The organism is Tritonibacter scottomollicae (genome assembly GCF_003003215.1).
Lineage (GTDB): Bacteria > Pseudomonadota > Alphaproteobacteria > Rhodobacterales > Rhodobacteraceae > Epibacterium > Epibacterium scottomollicae.
In genome coordinates, this window is sequence record NZ_PVUF01000014.1 from 47,554 (window position 1) to 66,422 (window position 18,869).

The window sequence follows — 18,869 nt, forward strand, 5'->3', positions numbered from 1 at the left end:
ATGCCCGAACTCGAATTCCATACTGTTGGTGGTGGCTTCTACCTTTACGACATCTTCAACTACCTCGCAGCCTTCACCGGCTCGGGGAGCTTCGGGGCTTTGCTCTATGGGGGCATCGCCGCCGGGATCTTTGCTGCCAGCATTCAACTGGTCGTCTTTGGAGCCGTCCGGCAGGTCTTTACCTATTTTATCGGAGCCATGCTGGTAGTGGGCATCGGCATCGGTCCCAAGGCGCGGGTGGTAATCATGGATTCCACCGTGCCACTGGGGATCTACGGCGTTGTCGATGGCGTGCCGTGGTCCGTTGCCTGGGTCGGCTCTCTGACATCGAGGACCGGGGCCGCGATCACCGATCAGATGGAAACGCTGCTCGCCGCCCCGGATGACCTCACCTACCAAAAATCCGGCATGATGTTTGGCTCCACGATCATGAGCCAGGCGGCACGCTGGCGCGCGGTGACTCCCATTGTTCACGACAGCCTCGTGAACTTCATGGAAAACTGCATGGTCGATGGTTCCAACATTGGCTTGGTGGATACTGGAAATTTGGGGCATGCGGGCGATCTCTATGCGTTCATCGGCGCCTATGTCCCGAACTCTTTGGCCTACTTTGATCCGGTGCTCGATGAAACCACCACTTGTAAAGATGGCTGGCCACGCATTCAGGAGCGTCTCAACAATGAAGTGGTCAATGTGCTTCGTCAGAAAGCCGCGGCGCAGTTCGGCCTTCGTCGCGGAGGGGACGTCACACTTGCCGCTCAGAAAATGCGGGCCACCCTCTCTGACTTTCAAAACTACATCGGTATGACCTCGGCCGGATCGACGGAGACGATCCGCCAGACCATGCTGACGAACTCCATGGACGGTGCAGTCCAGCGCCTCATTGCCAGCTCGGGCAACAATGCTGCCATGACGGCCTATCAAGCCGCACGGACGGAGGCACAGACCTCAGCCAGCTACAGCGCAGTTGGGATCTCCGCCCTTAAATGGGTGCCGCTCCTGAAAATCGTGTTTACGGCGATCTACCTTGCCGCCTTCCCGCTGGCGGTGATCATGATGATGACGCCAATGGTGTGGAGCGTTCTGAAAGGCTACTTCGGCGGCTTCATCTGGCTTGCAGCATGGGATCCGCTTTCCGCTATCCTGCATTCCATCGTGATGAAAGCCAGCGCGGGCTATTATCGTGAAGCCATGGGCTCCTTCCGGACCGGCACCATAGATTATCAGATGACCTTCGCCAATTACCTCGGCATCCGCGCCGTGGAGCAGGATGTCGGGACAATTGCCGGATACCTGATGATGTCCGTGCCCTTCCTCGCCACCGTGATCCTCTTTGGCGCCGGTCGCATGGCGGGTCTTGCCACCTCGATGCTGAATGTGAGCCAGGGCGCCGGCATTGAATCCGGGCGCGAAGCGGCCACGGGCAATATCTCTCTGGCAAACGCCAGCATGAACAACTTTGCTGCAAACAAGTGGAACACCTCGTCTGTCCACGACGCCGGAGCCAGCACCGTCCGTATGGGCAATGGTGCCATGCGGACCGTCAACTCCGATGGTTCGGTGGTATTTGGAACCGGCTCGGCGCAGTCCACCAGCGGCATGTCGGCCAGAGTTGGGCAAACCATACGGGAAGAAATCTCGGACCGTAAGGAAGATGCGGTGCGCAACGCGACCTCGCTACGCGACGAATGGAGCACGGCGGTCAATCAGACAGCCTCGAATTACGCAGACTTCGGGCGGTCTTTGTCCTCGGGGACATCCGTTTCCAATGACCAGTCCACGTCGCAGGGGCGTCGTCATCAACAAGAAGCGCGGGAAGCCCATTCCGCCGTCGAGAGCTTTGCGAAAGAGCATGGGATTTCCCTCGATGCGGCTTACAAGGTCGCCCTTACCGCTGGCGTGAAAGGCGGAAGCGGCGGCGGTGGCACAGGTCTTTCTGCTGGCCTCGATGGTACGATTACTGGAACTGGCCTCGATCAGGACGCCTACCGCCGTGCTGAGAATGCGGCCCGTGAATCTGGCCTCTCAGAAACAGTCGCAAAATACGGCGATGCGGTGAATGCCATTCGCGCCAGCGAGACCAGCAATCTGACCAATACGGAAAGTGGCGGCGACCGCTGGAGCATCGAGGATGTTAAGCGCAAAGGCGAAACCTATGCGGAGGCACGCGAAGAGGCGCAAACACTCGCCTCGGCAGAAAGCAACCTCTACTCCCACGGCGTCAGCTATGACAGTCAGCTGACAGACGCTGTGATCGGGGAATGGCGCGAAGCTGGTATCAGCGATGAACAGATTTCCAGCTTGCTGAACCCAAAATCAACCGCTGGCGTCAAAGCTCAGGAAGCAGCGGTTGAACAGGTTCTACCCAACCTGCTGCAAGAACTTGGCCTCGACAGGCCGAACCCTGGCCTCGCACAGGCTCATACGCTCAGCCGCCCGGAAGAAGAGATTACCACAAACAAGCTGCCGTCGGCCGGGGTTGAGCATACCCAAGACTACAACCGGGTCAGAGCAGCGACAGACAATGTGTCATCCGTCATGGACGGCCGCCGCAACACCATGACCGATGAAACCAATGCAAGCGCGACAGAGCACGAGCGCGCCGTAGTGGAAGGGCAGGACTTTGGTGTTGTTCCGGGTGCAGTGGCGAAAGTAGGTAGTACGCTTTCTGATATAGCAGACAGCGCCGCTGATGCTTGGAATGGTGCTTCCTCTGCAATCACCGGCACGCCTCAGCTCACCAATTACGACCGTGACGTGATGATCCGGACCATCCATGGAGAGGCCGGTCGCGAAAGCGATATCGGGCAAGCTGGTGTGGCCCATGTGATCATGAACCGCGTCGACGACCCACGCTGGGGAGACAATCCAGCCGAAGTCAGCCTTCAGCTGAAACAGTTCTCAGCCTGGAACAGCGGCACTGGCGGAAACAGCCTTCCTACAAAACTTGAAGAAGGCAGTGAGCAATATGAGCGCATTGGCCGGATCGTCGATGGCGTCGCAGCCGGCGACATCGGCGATCCGACTGGCGGTGCGACCCACTACTATTCCCCCAAAGGCATGGCAGCTCATGTCGCTGCGGGTGAACAATCCAACGAAATTCCAACCTGGCTGGGGCAGGAATCCCAAGCACGCGGACATGACAACGTAACCATTGGCGGCCACATCTTCACTGGTCTCAAGAGGGACGGGGAATGATGTCAGTGATCTCTGTAGTAGCTGCCGTGCATGTTTCTGGAATCCATCAGGTCGCCATTGATGTCATAGCCACCACTACGGCTCCCGTCATTGTTCCGCAGAAGCCAAATGACGAGCCACGCGGTTCCTACAAGGCCATAGGCGATGAACAGACCTTCAAACGGGCTGAAGTTGAGCACCACAAAGCCCACGATGTAGGCGATCACTTTCCAGTTTTTGGTCATGAGACGTTTCATAGCGGTCTCTCCTCTAAGGCGAAGCAGTGTAGCAGCTTTCGCGTTTCCATCCAATGAACCCCCGACAATTCGAAGAACAGAAAGGCAACAGTATGATTTCGAGCAACAGAACATTTGGTAAGACCTTGATGGCGTCTGCAGTGGGTTTTGCCCTGCTATGGACCCCTGCAGCCGCCGAACAAGGCTCGCGTGACATGTCGAAACGGCAGGCAGGTGAAGGTTTCACTGCGCGCGCGGTCGAGCGCACAGAAGGAACCGACGCTGAATTTGATGAGCGTGTTCGTCAGGCACTGCTCCGCAATCCGGAAATCATGTTGGAGATCTTCGCTCTCCTTGAGCAAAAGGAAGTGGCTTCAAAGGCTGTGAAAGATCAGGATCTGATCGCCTCCGTAGCTGATGACCTGTTCGCCGGCCTCGATCCGGACAAGCCGATCCTGGTCGAGTTTCAGGACTACAACTGTGGCTACTGCCGGAAATCGCACGCCACCGTTCAGGCCCTTCGTGAACAGATGCCGGATCTGCAGCTGGTCTTGATGGAAATGCCAATCCTCAGCGACGGCTCTCGCTACACCGCACAAGCCGCATTGGCCCTGAAGGCACTGGAAGGTGAAGAGGCCTATCTCAACTTTGCCGATGCGATCATGGGCGGAACAGCGACCGCGAATGTTGGCACCGTGCTGCGCGTGCTAACCGATCAGGGGCACGACGCTGAAGCCGTCGTGAAAGCCATCAAGTCAGGGCAGGGCGCAGACGAGCTGAAGAAGGCACAAGATCTCGCCGATGCGCTTGGCGTGACCGGCACACCTTACTTCGTGGGTCCAAGCGGCATCATTCGCGGCGCCGCGTCCATCGAGCGCCTGAAAGGGCTGACCACAAGCGGCGAGACCAACCGTTAAGCAAAGCACTTGGCAACGCATACAGGAGAAACAATATGACCCGTCAGATCTTGGAAATCTCAAAGAGCCTGCTTGGAGCAACGCTCTCAACCACACTCACTGTCCTCAATCGTAGCACGACACTTTTTCCCTTCGTAGTCGCCGCGAATGTGCTCCGCCTGCGCATTCAGACCGTTTTCCTTTCAGATATGGAAATTGCCGTAGGAGCGGATAGCGCGAGAGGAGCCACTTGGTACGACACTCTCGCGACCTCGATGGAGCCTATCAACCTGCTCCCTGTTGTCCTTGTCTCCTTGGCGGCCGGCATCGCCTTGGCGATCTTCGAGGCGATCTCGAAGGAACGGATGATCAACACCTCCGGAAGCGCTGGAGCTGGCCGCAAGGATCGCAACGACTGGATAAGACCGGCCACCAGCGTGGAAACCAACGGATAGGCACTGTCAGGGATAATCGCGGCGGGCCTTGGCTGAAAACGGTGTCGTCGTGATGAGGCTCCCAGCCTGGGCAAATCTGGCCCGCCGCTTCCAATCAAATTCACCCCAAAGGGTAGCGCTGTAAAGGCAGCCCCCCGAACATTTTGGAACACGACATGAAAACAACAGTTATTTCACTCACACTTATCTCTGCTTTTACGCTCTCCGGCTGCATGGGCGGCGTGTCTCAGACGTCCGCCAATGTGATGGGCATGCAGTCCATCGCAGGCGTTCAGCGCTCCGCGCAGGCACAGCCCACGGAAAAGGATCTCGCTCTGTCCTGCAGTCAGGTGCAAAGCGAGCTGAGCCGGATCTATGCGCGCATGGAAGAGGTCAACAAATCCGAACGTGCCCGCGAGCGCAACGCCAACCTCACTGGCGGTTTGCTTGATGCGGGCCTGTCCGTCGTCGGCGCTGGCGCCATCGCCAATGCGGGATCCGCTCAGGCCATTTCCAACATCGGCACCGCCACCACCGTGGCCGGCGCGGCCGCCAGCACCACGCGCGGCTCCGGTCCCAGCGCCCAGACATACAATGAAGCAATGGCCATGGCCGAACGCAGCTCGGTCCTTGAGCGCGTGAAACTCGCCAAAGGCTGCTGACAGATGTCGATTTCCAACAAGAGGTCCAAGATGAATATCAAACCCATTGCCGCAACGCTCCTGGCTGCAACCACGCTTGCCGGCTGTCTCAATGACGGGACAGTCGCCGACAAACACGCAATCACCTTTGAAAAGCCCAACCCGGGCGGCGGGCCATCAAAGGCGCAGAGCCAATCGGCGCTGCAGCAATGGCTGATTGCCAATGTCCCTGAAGGTGACACCGCCAAGAATATCAGCGTCGGCCCGGTACGCTACGCGGCGATCCTCTGGCCGTTTCCGGAAAAGGACTACTTCGTCTGCGCTCGATACACGGCGAAGAACCAGTACGGAACCTATGAGCCGCCGCGCAACGTCCTGATGACCATGCGTGTCTATGACGCCGCCAAAGGCTGGCAAGCCGCGCTGATCAAGGATGAGACCTTCGACGGCTATCGCCAATACTGCATCGGTCAGCCGCATGCATAGTTTGATTTCCGGCTGAGTGGAGTTGAAATGATGGATACCTGCGAGGAAGACCTCTTCAATATCGGCGGATACGTTCCGCCCGAAACAGACTGGGCTCTCGGAACCGTCCTGACCTTTGCTAGGGACGGCGGATGCCAATGCCAGGTGGAAGTGAGCGATGCTGTAGTTGCTTTCCTCGCCTTGGACCGAGATGGGCTGATCCCGGAGATTGACCAAGAGTGGAAACAAGGCTTTGCAACTGCCCTGTCTCAGCATTCAGCGCCTCAAGGATCGGGACTGGTGCATTACAGCGGCCTTGAACCTGTTCCAGGTCGGATCTGCGATTGCTGTGCAGCGGAATGTCACGCTGTATTCACAAACGAGAGCGCTCGCTTTCTGATTGAGCGCTGGTCAATTGTTACCGCTATGATGGTATTGATCCGCCAAGGGCAGCTGCCAAGGCTATCCTTTGACTGGCACATTTCATTGGAGCGGCATTATGAGCGAATTTGTGAGACTGGGCGATACCACTACCGCCCCGGTGCGGGTGGACCTCAACATGTTTGAACGACTAACAAGAGGAAAGCACCCTTGGGCCCAATACGACTCTTCAAAGAAGAAAGTTCAACGGTTCGGCCTCTGCCCGGAGTGCAACAACGCCATGGTTCTGGTGAATATTCATAATCCAGAACCGCAGGTTACTCCGCACGGCCGACACCGGTTAAAGCGCGTTGACGGTTTTGAGTACTGCCTGGAAGAAATCTTGGGATGCCCCTTGCTAGATTCCCGACTCAAAAGTGATCTTGAAGCCGATATCACGGCCTTGACGCCTGAAGCAGTCGAACTCCGGGAGTTTCTAGTTGAGAACTTCAACTTGGCCGCGGGCATGTTTGCCGAGACAACCGGGATTTCACCATCCAAAACGATGTTACGAAAAATGCTCCGCTTGTTTTTCGAAGATCGCTGGTACCGTTGGCCAACAGTCACAAAAGGCAACTTGCCTTGGACTTTTGCTCGGCTGACCTGCAATTTCAATCTCTACAAGCAAAAGATCCGACCTGAATCTGCAGTGTGGACAGCGGTTCAGAAACACGTTCCACACGCGGCTCTCGGAGAATACGGACGACTGGAAGCTCGTGGCAGTCATCGTGTCTACCTTGAGTTCGGCCTTGGTCAACACAAGGTTCGATCAACGCAAGATGGCCGCATTCGGGAAACCATTAGTTTGCATGTTTTGAACACGGACCCGGTCGCGAAGGTCGATGAGCCAGTCTTTGAGACAACGCTTGATTTGAACACCGAGGAGTTCCTAAGGCGGGTCGCCCATAAACTGCACCCGGCCGGATATGGCGCGGAGCTTGTTGAAGAAGCCCGTATGGTCCTCGCTGACTATCTCCACAATCATCCAGAAGCCCGCAGTCCGGAGGTCGAGACATGAAGCTACTGCGAGATGTCGCCCAATGAAACTGCCGGTTCAGTTAGTGCCGCCATAGGGCCGCGACGGGTCAGAAATGGGTCAGGAATACTGACTTATTTAACATAAGAAGTATTATCACGCACGACGAAACACTCAAAAGAACAGAAAGGAGGACGGCATGAATACCCTCTACCATTGGTTTTATCTGGCTGGATATGGCGGATGGATCATGCCTCGTCTCCTGCGCAGGGTGACAGCGCGTTCTGAGTGTCATCGCGCGTGGGTACTCGGCCACCTTGGCTACTTCGAAGAAGGCGGCATCAGGTTCAGTCCAGCCAACCCTTACCCGCCCGGCTGACCCCAGCACATTTGTACCATTTTGGTGAAAAACCGCGCGGCCCGAAGCTACCTCGGGCCGCGACACCCGAGCTTTTGCCATTCGAAAACAACATCAGCCAAGTGCCGCGGGTGTCCCGAACTATGAGGGATAGCTCGCGCTGCAGTGGAACGAGGGACATCGCCCATGCGCAACAGAGGACACACGCAACTTGTCAGAGGCGGCCAGACGACACAACACTGGACGCGAATGGCAACACAGGTGCTCAAGTACAGCATCTCAATGGCCGCTGCGGCCTTCTCACTCTGCTATATAATTCTGGTCGCCAATAATTACGAAATGGATAAGGCCCGCCTGACCGGGACTTATTGGATTGCGGAATTCAACGTCGAGCAACGTGGCACTGAAGACCGCAAGCTGGACTACGTGGATCTGAGCGGCAAGCGCGTCGAGCGCACAGCCGGACAGATCTACGCAGATCGTGAACTCCGCGAGATCTACAATCGCTATTCTGCGAACGCCTGGCGCTTCATGTATATCTCGCTGATCCCGGCCGCCCTCGCCTTCGTGGTGGTGTTCGCGATCTTCGGGATGGTTGGCAACTCCCTGAAGGAAGAGGAATATATCCGGGGCGCGCGTCTGGTGACGGCCAATGAGCTGAAGGCCTGGTCAAAGCGGAAATGGCGCGAATACGAAAAGCGTTTTGGCAAAAACTCCAAGAAAGGCCCGCGCTACACGCTTGCCGGCATCGAGTTCCCGCCCAACTCAGTAGAGGCCCAGATCGGCATCACCGGGACAGTTGGTGTTGGTAAAACCAATGCGATGCATGAGTTGCTGAACACGATCCGCGAGGCGGGTGGTCGCGCCATCATCTATGACCGGATGGGGGGCTTGCTGCGGGATCACTACGACCCGGAAAAAGACATCATCCTGAACCCCTTCGATGAGCGCTCTGTTGGCTGGTCTCCCTTCAATGAGGTGATCTCCGCCGAAGGCTTTGCCCAGATTGCCGAGGTGATGATCCCAGACCATCCCGGTTCTCTGGATAGCTTCTGGACGCAGGCCGCGCGGCTGGTGTTCCAGTACACCGCCCGCGAGCTGGCCAAATCCGGAAAAACCACCAACGACGAATTGCGCAAGGCGATCATGAACATTCCGTCCGAGGAGCTGGCCGAGATCGTGGCGCCAACACCTGGCGCGCACTTCTTTGGCGAGCATGTGGCGAAAACCTCCGGCTCGATCCGGGCCAATATGATCACCGAGCTGCGCTTTCTGGAATACCTGCGGGACGATGCTGACCCCTTCTCAATCCGAGATTGGGTTGTGAATGACCGGCCCGGCTTCGTGTTCCTGACCGGCAACGCGGAGCAGTCGGCGGCGGTGCGCAATATCGTCTCGACAGTCTTTGAGGTGGCGGCAAACGCGCTGATGACAACTGAGGAAAGCCGTGATCCGAAAATCTGGTTCTTCCTCGATGAGGTTCCGACCCTCAACAAGTTGCCGTTCCTGCCCAAAAGCCTTGCGGAAATCCGTCAGTTCGGCGGCGCGTTTGTCGTGGGATATCAGGTGTTCTCCCAGCTGGAGGACATCTATGGCGACAAGGCTGCGGAGACCATCTCCGGGGTATTGAACAACCGCGTTGTCTTCAACACGCCTGATTACAACACGGCGCAACGGTCCTCTCGCTCTCTGGGCGAGGAGGATGTGATCGAGCAGCAGGAAAACATCACGCTCGGCGCGAACGACACGCGCGATGGCGTGGGGATTGTCGGCCGGCGCACACAGCGCGCGATTGTGACCCCTGCAGAGATCCAATCCCTGCCCCAGTTCGTGGCCTATTTCCGGCCCGCATATGACGCCCCAACAGCCAAGGTCCGGTTTGAACCTGTTCCAACCAAGGCAACGGCGGAAAAGTTCATCGCCTATAAGGGCAATGGGTTTGACCAGGGCGGCATGCAGGTCTCGGCCGTCAACGTGGAAATCAAAGAGGGCGCCAAGGTCGTCGCAGGCTTTGCATCTGACAAACCGCAAGATCAGAAGGCTGAATTTTTCCGCTGGCTGGACCGCGTGCGTCCCGAAGGATCAGCACAGATCGAGGATCCAGCCAACACGTCTGAGCGGGACTGGTACTGGCAGCATTTTGCCACGGCGCGCGTGCGTGGCCTCGATGTGAAAGAGATCGCCCATCCCGATCCCTATGCTGGCTTCGCTGGCAACGGCATCGGTCAGGCGCGGGAAACCGTCTATGTCCCCTACCCCGGCGCCGCACCTGGGCCACAGACAAGCCCGCCCAAAGAAAAGGCACCAGCTGCAGCTGAAGAACCCGTTCCCTCGTCCGTAAATAACCAACCCATTTGGCGGCAAGTACGGAACAAAGCCATTTTCCTCGACTTTGATGGCGTCCTGCACAAAGGGACATCAGGAACCTTCAATAAGTTGCCGCTTTTGGAGCAATTTCTGCGCCAGAATGATGATGTCGATGTGGTGATCTCTTCGAGCTGGCGTACAGCTGACCAAGATTATCTGGAACGCCTGTTCAGCTCTGATCTTCGCCATCGCCTGATTGGCACCACTATACCAGAAAATACAGTTCCGACCCGAAACATGGAAATCGACCTTTGGGCCGGGACCTATGGGGTGAAGTCCTATGTGGCGCTCGATGACGACGCCACCCTGTTTGATTCAGCCTGGCCCCATCTCCTTCAAACTGACGGTAGCAAGGGACTGCAGCCAGACGACATTCATCGGCTTGAAGAATGGATTGGGGCGGGCATTTCCACCCCGGATCAAAGGCCCCTGCCCCTCTCTCTTCGTGCCCATCCGGCTTTTGGCCAAACACAGCCAGACCGGAAAACGCCCCAGCGTCCAGCATCAGCGACCAAGTTCAGACTAAGCGAAGCAGATCCCCTCGATGATGCCGCCAGAAAGTTTCTGAGCCTTGAAACCGCTTTCGAGGAGGATCACTGACATGATGTCGATTTCCAACGTCTCGGCCGGGGCTGCTGCCAGCGGTTACTACAAGGAAGAAGGCTATTACAAAGCCGGATCAGAAGAGGGCCAGAAGGCTGCAACCTGGTTCGGAAAGGCCGCTGAGGAAAACGGCCTGACCGGCTTTGTCGATGACAAACAGTTCGCACAGTTCCTCGATGGTGAAGCTCCGGATGGTAAGCTGATGGGGCGCTATGTGGATGGTGAACGCCAGCACCGGCCCGGCCTTGATCTGACATTCTCTGCATCAAAATCGGCCTCGGTAGCAGCACTGGTCATTGGCGACAATCGGATCATTGAGGCCCATGACGCTGCCGTGCGCTCTGCCATGACGGTGGTGGAAGAGCGGTTCATCAAGACCCGGTTCCAGCAAGACGGGGAAATAACCACCAAGAATGCTGAAGGTATCATCGCCGGCATCTACCGACACGATACCTCGCGTGCGCTTGATCCAAACCTGCACAGCCATGCCGTCATCGCCAATATGGCGAAGAACGAGAATGATGGCTTCACTGCCATCCGCAATGAGGCTGTCTTCAACAATCGCAAGCTCATCACAGAGATCTACCGTTCCGACTTTGAGAACCGGATGAAGGAGCACGGGATCGCCACTGAACGCGGTAGGTATGGAGAGGTGAATATTTCCGGCATCCCACGTGAGGTCACGGAAACATTTTCAAAGCGCCGACAGGAGATCCTAAATGCACTTGATAACAAGGGTGTAGAATATTCTGCTGATACGGCGAGCAAGGCCACACTGGCGACCCGTGCAGCCAAGCATAAGAACCTGGACCGGGAGGCCCTGCGCGCTGACTGGCGATCTGATGCGCTTGCCGCAGGTCTCAGCCGGGATCAGCTGGAACGCGGAACTATTGAGAACGCCCCTATCGCGCCAACGGCCCCGACCCCAATACCGCGCTCGGTTCAAGAGGCAGAGCAAACCCCTCAATCGGACCCAAAAGAGGCCTCACTCGTCGCCGGCATCGTCTCGTGGATGAAAAACCTGGTTGCAGCCCCGCAGCAACAGCAACCGAAAGCACAAACGACGCCTGATACGATTGAAGGACGGGCCGTGAGCAAAGCCATCGAGCATGTAAGCGAGCGACACTCTGTTTATGAACGCTCCACCCTCACGGCAGCGGCGCTTCGCTTCTCCAGCGGCACCAACCTTGAAAAACTGGACAAGGAAATTGACCGGCGCATCGAGGCCGGCGATCTCTATGCCAACGGAAAGAACGGCGAACACCTCACCGATCGCGCATCGGTTGCGGTCGAAAAAGCGGTCCTGCAGACGTGGAAAGACTCTGAACAGACCCCCGGTCTCGATCTAAACTCAAGACACGCCAAATCGGGCATCCCTGATCTTTCCGCCACCTTGGCGAAGGAAAGCACGCTGACAGCAGGTCAGCTGGCTGCGCTCGAAACCTCACTTTCCGGTCAGGGCAGGTATGTCGGTGTTCAGGGCTACGCGGGATCTGGTAAGACCTACATGGTCGAAAAACTCAGCGAGTTGGCCGGTCAGGCTGGCTATGAGGTCAAGGGCTTTGCCCCTAGCCTTCAGGCGGTCAAAGAACTGGATACCGCCCTCCCCGGATCCTCAACACTGGCGCGCGTCGTGAACAGCGAACGCAACTATCCCCAGAAAGTGGACAACAGCCGGTCGATCCTTTTGGTGGATGAAAGCTCGATGGTCTCCGCACGCGATATGCGCAGCTTCATGGACTATGCGGAGCGCACCAACGCTGCCCGCGTCGTCCTGGTCGGTGATACCAAGCAGCTTGATGCCGTGAGCGCCGGCCAACCCTTTGCCCAGCTTCAGGAGACCGGCATGCGGACGGCCGTCATGGATGAAATCAGGCGGCAACGCGATGGCACCCTGCGCGAGGCAGTGTATGACACCGTGCGTGGCGACATTGCTGGTGCCTTCGCCAAGCTGGAGAACAACATCCACAAGGCGGAAAACCCACAGCAGGCGGCAGCAGAGAAATATCTATCCCTCCCGGCCGATGAGCGATCAGAGACCCGTATCCTGACGCTCACAAACGCGTCCCGCGCCGAAATCAACGCAGTGGTTCGAGACGGGTTGAAACAGGAAGGCAGCCTCGCATCTGAGGGTGTGACTGTTTCTGGTCTTGCCCCCCGCCCGATGACGGCTGTCGAAAGGAGTGATGCGCAGAGCTACGCCGCCGGCGATGTCTTGCAGTCCCTTGTCAGCAGCAAGGATCATGGGCTGTCGAAAAACGCCCTCTACATCGTTCAGGAGGCCGACACAAAAACCAACAGCCTGACGGTCGCGCGTGAATCCGACGGGGTACGCCTCGATATCCCACTGAATGGCATGACGGGAAACAAGGAACTCGGTGCCTCATTCATGGCCTATCGGCCGGAGGATCGAGAGCTGTCGGCCGGCGATGCGGTACGCATCCGGATCACCGACAAAGCCAATGACCTTTCCAATGGTGAGCGAGCAAAAATTACATCCGTCGAGGATGGCGCGATTGGATTGGAAACATCCAACGGCAAGCAAATCCAACTCAATGCACAAAGCCTCGGCGCGCGCGGTCTTGAACATGATTATGCAGCAACCGCCCATTCGGTTCAGGGTGAAACTGTTGATCGGGTCATTGTGTCGATGAATGGCGGCGACAGGCTGGCTACTCAAAAGGGGTTCTATGTGGAAATCAGCCGCGCACGGGATGAGGCGGTTTTATACACGGACAACCGGGCGGCCCTGGCAAGAAACATTGCAGAGAATACCGGCATCCAGACAACCGCATTGGCAACACAAATTGAATCACAAAAACCACGCGAGGAAATTATCGACTCTGTTCAAGCGGTGGATAGAGCGGTCGAGCATATAAGTGAACGCGACTCCGCATATAGCCGTGGGCATTTGACAATTACTGCTTTACAATTTGCCTACGGCTCTAGTTTTGATCAGGTCGATAAAGAAATTAACACACGCATTAAAGACGGTCGGTTATTTGTAAGCGGCGATGAGGGTGAAATGCTCACAGACAAGGCATCTGTTGATTTGGAGCGTTCCATTATTGCGACGTGGCAGGCTTCCGAGAAAAGTGGCGGATTGGACCTCCCGTCCGAACAAGGACGCAATGGGGAAAGCTTACTATCCCGACGGTTAAACGTCGTCCGTTCTCTAACTGATGGTCAGCGGTCGTCAATTGAAACGGCTCTCACGGGAGAGGGGCGATATGTTGGTATTCAGGGTTATGCGGGTACTGGTAAAACCTACATGCTTGAGCGCATGTCGCATTACGCCGCGCAAGCCGGGTACGACGTAAAGGGTATGGCCCCAAGCCACCAAGCTGTGCACGAACTCGCCAGTGTACTTGGCAGCGCGGAAACCCTCGCAAAGATCACGACAGCTGAACGTCACCACCCGCAGGACGTGGACAATAGCAAGACCATTCTGGTGGTCGATGAGGCCTCGATGGCCTCAGCTCAGGACTTGCGCAGCTTCATGGATTACGCCGAGCGCACCGGTGCACCTCGTGTGGTCCTGGTCGGCGATACACAGCAGTTGGATTCCGTGGCCGCAGGTCAACCTTATGCGCAGCTGCAGAACGCCGGGATGCGGACAGCCGTCATGGATGAGATCCGCCGACAACGGAACGATGATCTGAAAGCGGCCGTCCATCACTCGATCCGTCAGGAAATCCAACCTGCCTTCAGCCGCATGGAGGGCAATGTTCTGCAGGTGGAAAACCTCAGCATTGACGCCGCAGAGCGATACTTGTTGCTGTCCCCGAGTGAACGTGAAGGCACCCGGATCCTCACCCTCACCAATGCCTCCCGCTCAGAGATCAATAGCGTTGTCCGTGATGGGCTTTGGCAGGAGGGACGATTGAAAGGAGAAGAAGTCGAGCTGAAGGGCCTCCAAAATCGCCAACTGACCGAAACCCAACTTGCCGATGCGCGCAGCTACACCCCCGGCGATCTGGTTCTGTCAGTGGCCACCAGCAAGGAATTCGGGCTGCAGAAAAACAACCTCTATGTGGTTCAGCAATCCGATCATCAGCGCAACAGGCTGATCGTCCAGCATGAAGAAACCGGCGAGAAATCCATCCTCCCACTCGATGCAAAGTTCAATCGCCGAGACCTCGGAAAAGCCCTTGTTGCCTATGATCGAGAGAACCGGGAAATGGCGGCCGGCGACCAGGTGCGGTTCCGGATCACCGATCCAGAGGCGGGTGTCACCAACGGTGTTCGTGTTGAAATCAAATCAACCTCAGGTGGAATAATTGAAGCGAAAGCGCTGGATGGCAGTACCATCAGCGTGCCGCAGAACAGCATTGCAGCGCGCGGAATGGAGCATGACTACGCGGCCACTGCGCATGCCGTTCAGGGTGAATCTGTGGATCGTGTGATCGTGGCCATGAACTCAACCGAACGTCTCGCCACACAGAAAAGTTTCTATGTGGAAATCAGCCGCGCACGGGACGAGGCGGTCCTTCTGACGGACGATCCAGATCGTCTGTCAAAGACCATCGAAAAGCAGACCGGCATCCGGCCGACAGCGCTCGACACATGGATGGACGGTCGTCTGATTGGCGTTCGCGAGCAGCAGCCAGAGGAAGAGAAAGCCAAGGATCAACAGCAGGAAAAAGCTGAACCCGAGAAGGAAAAGACGATCAGGGATAGGGAGCCTGACGCCCCTACCCTACCCGGCCTCTTTGAAGCGAAACTTAAAGAATTTGAAAAGCAGGCTGAACTGGTCCTGCAGCGACAGAAGGAAATTGAACGATGAGCGACGTACAACAAAACCTCCGTGTGCGCCTCGGTCCTCTGGCAAGCGCCTTGATTGAGGGCAGCTCGGAGACCCGGCAGGAGGCACTTGAGCAGGCGATCCAGAAGCTTCAGGAGGCTGCAGATGGATCAGAAAACACCAAGGCCGCACCTGCCGATAGCAGCACTGATCTGAGCGCTCTCTCGCATCAAATCAGCCAACAAGGTGAACTCCTTTCTTCGCTTCGGCTCCAGGTGATGAAAGAGATGCAGATGCTCCGTTTGCTCGTCGCGTCTTTGATGTCTGATACGAATTCCGGGCAACAACAGCTGCTTGCCTTTGCAACTGATGCGATTGAGGATTTGCGCGAACACAACGGCCTCTTGAAGGAACAAGAGCTGTCGAACCTCGAAAGCGCAGAAGCAGCATTCACGGTCGCGGTACGTAACCAACTGCAAATGGGCGGCGATGAAATCGAGTCCGATTTGGAAGAGGAGATCGAGCGATGAAACCGACGGAGCAGCAGCCGATTTTGCCGGGCCACAGCTGGGCCAAGGGGTGGGCCAGCCTGGGCCAGAGCCGGGCCACAGCTGGGCCAGAGGCGATTTCGACCCTTAAAAATAGGGCGTCACAGGTTGCTGCCAGTGACCGATTGGCAAAACGCCAGTTTTGTCAATTAAATCAGCGCATTGCGCTGATTGCAGCATCGCTGCGTTATGTGTGGGACAAATCTGAGGCCCCCGGGCCGAAACCGACGTTCCAAGGCACCCAGTAAGCCATTCAACCGACTGGCTTACCCGCCTGCGGAACGGGCCGCGGCGGCGGTTTCTCTTCCTGAATTATGCTGCTTCCCCGCTTTTCCTGGCCGCTTCCCGGGAAACTGCGCGGAATTTTTCCTGAAGCAGAGAAGGAACACAGCCATGCGTAAATCCGCTCTAAACACCGCCAATGCCCGTCCCACTTCCCAACGGTCAGAGACCGTACATTGGGACGCTGAGGTTCCCAAGCTGGGCCTCCGGCAGCGCGGCACCAATAGCTCCTGGATCGTGCAGTGGCGTGACGATGGCAGGACCCGGAAGCAGACACTCGGACGGGCCAATGCGATCCCCCTGCCCCAGGCCCGCGAGCTGGCCCGCACGCTGCTCGACGGCGTAGAATCAGGGGCAGCTCCGGACGCCGTACCGACGGTGGCCGCCTTCAGCCGCCGCTATCTCAGGGATCTCGCCCCGAGATGGAAACTGGCCACGCATCGCGCCCACGCGCACGACGTCGAGCACCTCATTATCCCTTATCTAGGCAGCAAGCGGCTCAGTCAGGTAACCCGGGCAGATTTGGCTTCCTGGAAAGACGGGTTGCCCGGCAGTGCCGCCAGCGGCAACCGGGCATTGGCCGTTTTGTCCGGTATGATGCGCCACGCGGAACTGCTTGGCCTCCAGCCGCCCGGCAGCAACCCTTGCAAGGGGCTGAGGCGCCGCAAGACAAGCTTCACGGCCACTTACCTCTCCGAGGCACAGTGGTCGCGGCTGGGAGCTGCTCTACGGCGGCTGGAGGAAACCCACCCGCGTGAGGCCGGGTTCTTCCGCTTTCTCGCCCTCACCGGCTGCCGCAAGGGAGAAGCGCTAGCGTTGCGGTGGGACATGATCGACGGCCTGCGCTGCGCTCTGCCAGATGCCAAGTCCGGACCGCGCGCGATCTGGCTCGGGCGTCCCGCAAAACGGGTCCTGGCCTCCTTTCCGCGTAGCAACCTGTACGTGTTCGGTGAGGGCAAGGACCCAATGCCGGACCACCGGATTGACAGGATCTGGCGCAAGCTGCGGCAAAGTGCAAAACTTGATGGAATCCGCCTGCATGATCTGCGTCACAGCTTTGCATCCGTTGGCGTCAACGCCGGGCTGGACCTTCGCGTGATCGGCGGGCTGCTGGGCCATTCCGATCTCGCAACCACCGAAGGTTACGCCCATCTCGAAGACCGCACCATCAAGGCCGCGAGCCAGCGCGTTGGCACCCATCTGGAAAAGATCGTCAAGGCTCCAGCCTCGGGGCGCGGGGCGGACCGTTCCCTTTACCAGCGCTTTTGCAGATCGCCCCTCTCCATCGACGCCTTCTGTGCTGAAAACGGGATCGACCCTGCCACCTTCCGGAACGGGCTGGTCGCATGGAGGCGTACGAGCCAGAACCGGGGCGCAGGCGCATGAAGACCGTCACCCTTCTCACCCCGCTGATCCTGTCGTCCCTTAAGCCGCGCAAGAAGGAATACGTGCTGCATGACGCGCAATGCGATGGCCTGGCCCTGCGTATCCAGCCGGGCGGCGCAAGGTCCTGGGTCTGCTGGAAACGGGAAGCCGGCAAAACCAGGCGCGTCACCCTGGGCCGTTTTGAGGACATGGATCTCGATGCGGCACGCGAAGCCTTCCACGGAAACATGGGTAACAGCCAGCGCGCCACGGGCCCGCTCCAGCGCAACACGCTCCCCTTTGGGAAGCTCTGCACCGCATTCCTGGATGCCAAGCACGGGGTCTATGCAGCCTCCACCATTTCCTCTCTGGGGTACTATCTGGACACGCAACTTCTGCCCGCCTTTGGTCCGCGGAAGATTGCACGGATTACGACGCCGGAGATTGCCGAGTGGTTCTATGCCTATTCCCGTTCGCGGCCGGGCGGGGCCAACCAGGCGCTTGGTCACTTCACGACAATTCTGAACTGGGCCAGGGAGGCAGGCCACCTCCCCGAAGACTTCCCCAACCCGGCCGCCCCTCTGCGGTTCAACCGGCGCTTGGCACGCGGGCGCGTGCTGAGCAGTGACCAGCTCCGGCGGCTGGCGGCCGTGCTGGACTCCGCAACCGCCAGACAGCGGGACGCTGCGGACGCAATTTGGCTGATGCTGCTGACAGGCTGCCGCTCTGGAGAGATCCTGCGGTTGAGATGGGATGAGGTCCGGAAAGACAAGCTTGCCCTCCAGCACACCAAGACGGGACCGCGCGAAGTCAATCTGAGCGATGCTGCTATCCAGTACTTCGGCCGGTTGCGTAAACAGCCCCGGTCCAGTTACGTGTTCCCGGCGCAGCGCACAATGAAGCCGCATCGCACATCCATCGACCACGCTTGGCAAACCTTCAAACATCTGGCCAGTTTGCCCGACGAAATTCGGTTGCACGATCTCCGCCACACATACGCCTCTCACGCCATCATGTCAGGGGAGTCCCTGCACATGACCGGCAAACTGCTCGGCCACAGGTCGCCAGGCAGCACCGAACGATACGCGCATCTCGATGCCGGATTTCTCGAAAAAGCTGCGGACAAGGTGGCGCAGAGAATAGACGGATTGTTGGGCGGCTAGCGGACCGACGCAGGCACATAGAGAGATTAGCAGTTATGTCTTACATTGAGGCAAGAATCTGTTCAGGAATGCGCAGTTACAGCAGCTCAGAGCCGTGGCACCAGTGATAATACTGGTCGTTCTCCGATTTCGACAGAAAACCTGGATTTCTGCAATCTCTCGACCGATAGAATGATAGTCCGGATAACGTTTGT

13 protein-coding genes are annotated in these 18,869 nt (G+C 57.7%); 12 read left to right on the forward strand and 1 reads right to left on the reverse strand.

Annotated features, from left to right (window positions below):
- On the forward strand, positions 1-3,198 hold the full coding sequence (locus tag CLV89_RS17770; RefSeq protein WP_106165017.1) for a conjugal transfer protein TraG N-terminal domain-containing protein: 3,198 nt from the start codon (positions 1-3) through the stop codon (positions 3,196-3,198).
- A 2-nt stretch (positions 3,199-3,200) separates the two neighbouring features.
- On the opposite strand, the gene CLV89_RS17775 is transcribed toward CLV89_RS17770, so the two are convergent.
- Positions 3,201-3,434 (reverse strand): hypothetical protein, encoded by a 234-nt coding sequence (locus tag CLV89_RS17775; protein ID WP_106165018.1) that lies wholly within the window; start codon positions 3,432-3,434, stop codon positions 3,201-3,203.
- 194 nt (positions 3,435-3,628) lie between these two features.
- On the opposite strand from CLV89_RS17775, the gene CLV89_RS17780 reads away from it, so the two are divergent.
- The 11 genes from CLV89_RS17780 to CLV89_RS17830 all read left to right on the forward strand — a co-directional run bounded on the left by CLV89_RS17780 (position 3,629) and on the right by CLV89_RS17830 (position 18,675).
- Positions 3,629-4,330 (forward strand): DsbA family protein, encoded by a 702-nt coding sequence (locus CLV89_RS17780; protein ID WP_207796963.1) that lies wholly within the window; start codon positions 3,629-3,631, stop codon positions 4,328-4,330.
- Between the two features lie 35 nt (positions 4,331-4,365).
- The gene (locus CLV89_RS17785; RefSeq protein WP_106165020.1) at positions 4,366-4,764 is read left to right on the forward strand and encodes a hypothetical protein; all 399 of its coding nucleotides are present in this window, start codon (positions 4,366-4,368) and stop codon (positions 4,762-4,764) included.
- A 155-nt stretch (positions 4,765-4,919) separates the two neighbouring features.
- Positions 4,920-5,405, forward strand: coding sequence for a hypothetical protein (locus CLV89_RS17790; RefSeq protein WP_106165021.1), 486 nt, complete (start codon positions 4,920-4,922; stop codon positions 5,403-5,405).
- Positions 5,406-5,435: 30 nt separating this feature from the next.
- On the forward strand, positions 5,436-5,870 hold the full coding sequence (locus CLV89_RS17795) for a hypothetical protein (RefSeq protein ID WP_133166742.1): 435 nt from the start codon (positions 5,436-5,438) through the stop codon (positions 5,868-5,870).
- Between the two features lie 478 nt (positions 5,871-6,348).
- Positions 6,349-7,287 (forward strand): hypothetical protein, encoded by a 939-nt coding sequence (locus CLV89_RS17800; protein ID WP_106165023.1) that lies wholly within the window; start codon positions 6,349-6,351, stop codon positions 7,285-7,287.
- 565 nt (positions 7,288-7,852) lie between these two features.
- Complete coding sequence (locus CLV89_RS17810; RefSeq protein WP_165798151.1) at positions 7,853-10,570, forward strand: type IV secretion system DNA-binding domain-containing protein; 2,718 nt, start codon at positions 7,853-7,855, stop codon at positions 10,568-10,570.
- A gap of 1 nt (position 10,571) precedes the next feature.
- On the forward strand, positions 10,572-15,359 hold the full coding sequence (gene mobF, locus CLV89_RS17815) for a MobF family relaxase (RefSeq protein WP_106165025.1): 4,788 nt from the start codon (positions 10,572-10,574) through the stop codon (positions 15,357-15,359).
- Complete coding sequence (locus tag CLV89_RS17820) at positions 15,356-15,847, forward strand: hypothetical protein (RefSeq protein ID WP_106165026.1); 492 nt, start codon at positions 15,356-15,358, stop codon at positions 15,845-15,847. The genes mobF and CLV89_RS17820 overlap by 4 nt, the downstream gene beginning before the upstream one ends.
- Positions 15,844-16,113, forward strand: a complete 270-nt coding sequence (locus tag CLV89_RS22425; RefSeq protein ID WP_133166743.1) for a hypothetical protein — start codon at positions 15,844-15,846, stop codon at positions 16,111-16,113. Before CLV89_RS17820 ends, CLV89_RS22425 begins: the two co-directional genes overlap by 4 nt.
- 145 nt (positions 16,114-16,258) lie before the next feature.
- On the forward strand, positions 16,259-17,533 hold the full coding sequence (locus CLV89_RS17825; RefSeq protein WP_165798152.1) for a tyrosine-type recombinase/integrase: 1,275 nt from the start codon (positions 16,259-16,261) through the stop codon (positions 17,531-17,533).
- Positions 17,530-18,675, forward strand: coding sequence for a site-specific integrase (locus CLV89_RS17830; protein WP_165798153.1), 1,146 nt, complete (start codon positions 17,530-17,532; stop codon positions 18,673-18,675). The genes CLV89_RS17825 and CLV89_RS17830 overlap by 4 nt, the downstream gene beginning before the upstream one ends.
- Positions 18,676-18,869: the final 194 nt, after the last annotated feature.

Excerpts from the sequence above, each read along its gene's own strand:
- CLV89_RS17775 (WP_106165018.1), bottom strand. The coding sequence starts at position 3,434 with ATGAAACGTCTCATGACCAAAAACTGGAAAGTGATCGCCTACATCGTG.
- CLV89_RS17785 (WP_106165020.1), top strand. The coding sequence starts at position 4,366 with ATGACCCGTCAGATCTTGGAAATCTCAAAGAGCCTGCTTGGAGCAACG.
- CLV89_RS22425 (WP_133166743.1), top strand. The coding sequence starts at position 15,844 with ATGAAACCGACGGAGCAGCAGCCGATTTTGCCGGGCCACAGCTGGGCC.
- CLV89_RS17780 (WP_207796963.1), top strand. The coding sequence starts at position 3,629 with ATGTCGAAACGGCAGGCAGGTGAAGGTTTCACTGCGCGCGCGGTCGAG.
- CLV89_RS17830 (WP_165798153.1), top strand. The coding sequence starts at position 17,530 with ATGAAGACCGTCACCCTTCTCACCCCGCTGATCCTGTCGTCCCTTAAG.
- CLV89_RS17810 (WP_165798151.1), top strand. The coding sequence starts at position 7,853 with ATGGCAACACAGGTGCTCAAGTACAGCATCTCAATGGCCGCTGCGGCC.
- CLV89_RS17795 (WP_133166742.1), top strand. The coding sequence starts at position 5,436 with ATGAATATCAAACCCATTGCCGCAACGCTCCTGGCTGCAACCACGCTT.
- CLV89_RS17790 (WP_106165021.1), top strand. The coding sequence starts at position 4,920 with ATGAAAACAACAGTTATTTCACTCACACTTATCTCTGCTTTTACGCTC.
- CLV89_RS17800 (WP_106165023.1), top strand. The coding sequence starts at position 6,349 with ATGAGCGAATTTGTGAGACTGGGCGATACCACTACCGCCCCGGTGCGG.
- CLV89_RS17770 (WP_106165017.1), top strand. The coding sequence starts at position 1 with ATGCCCGAACTCGAATTCCATACTGTTGGTGGTGGCTTCTACCTTTAC.
- CLV89_RS17825 (WP_165798152.1), top strand. The coding sequence starts at position 16,259 with ATGCGTAAATCCGCTCTAAACACCGCCAATGCCCGTCCCACTTCCCAA.
- CLV89_RS17820 (WP_106165026.1), top strand. The coding sequence starts at position 15,356 with ATGAGCGACGTACAACAAAACCTCCGTGTGCGCCTCGGTCCTCTGGCA.
- mobF (WP_106165025.1), top strand. The coding sequence starts at position 10,572 with ATGATGTCGATTTCCAACGTCTCGGCCGGGGCTGCTGCCAGCGGTTAC.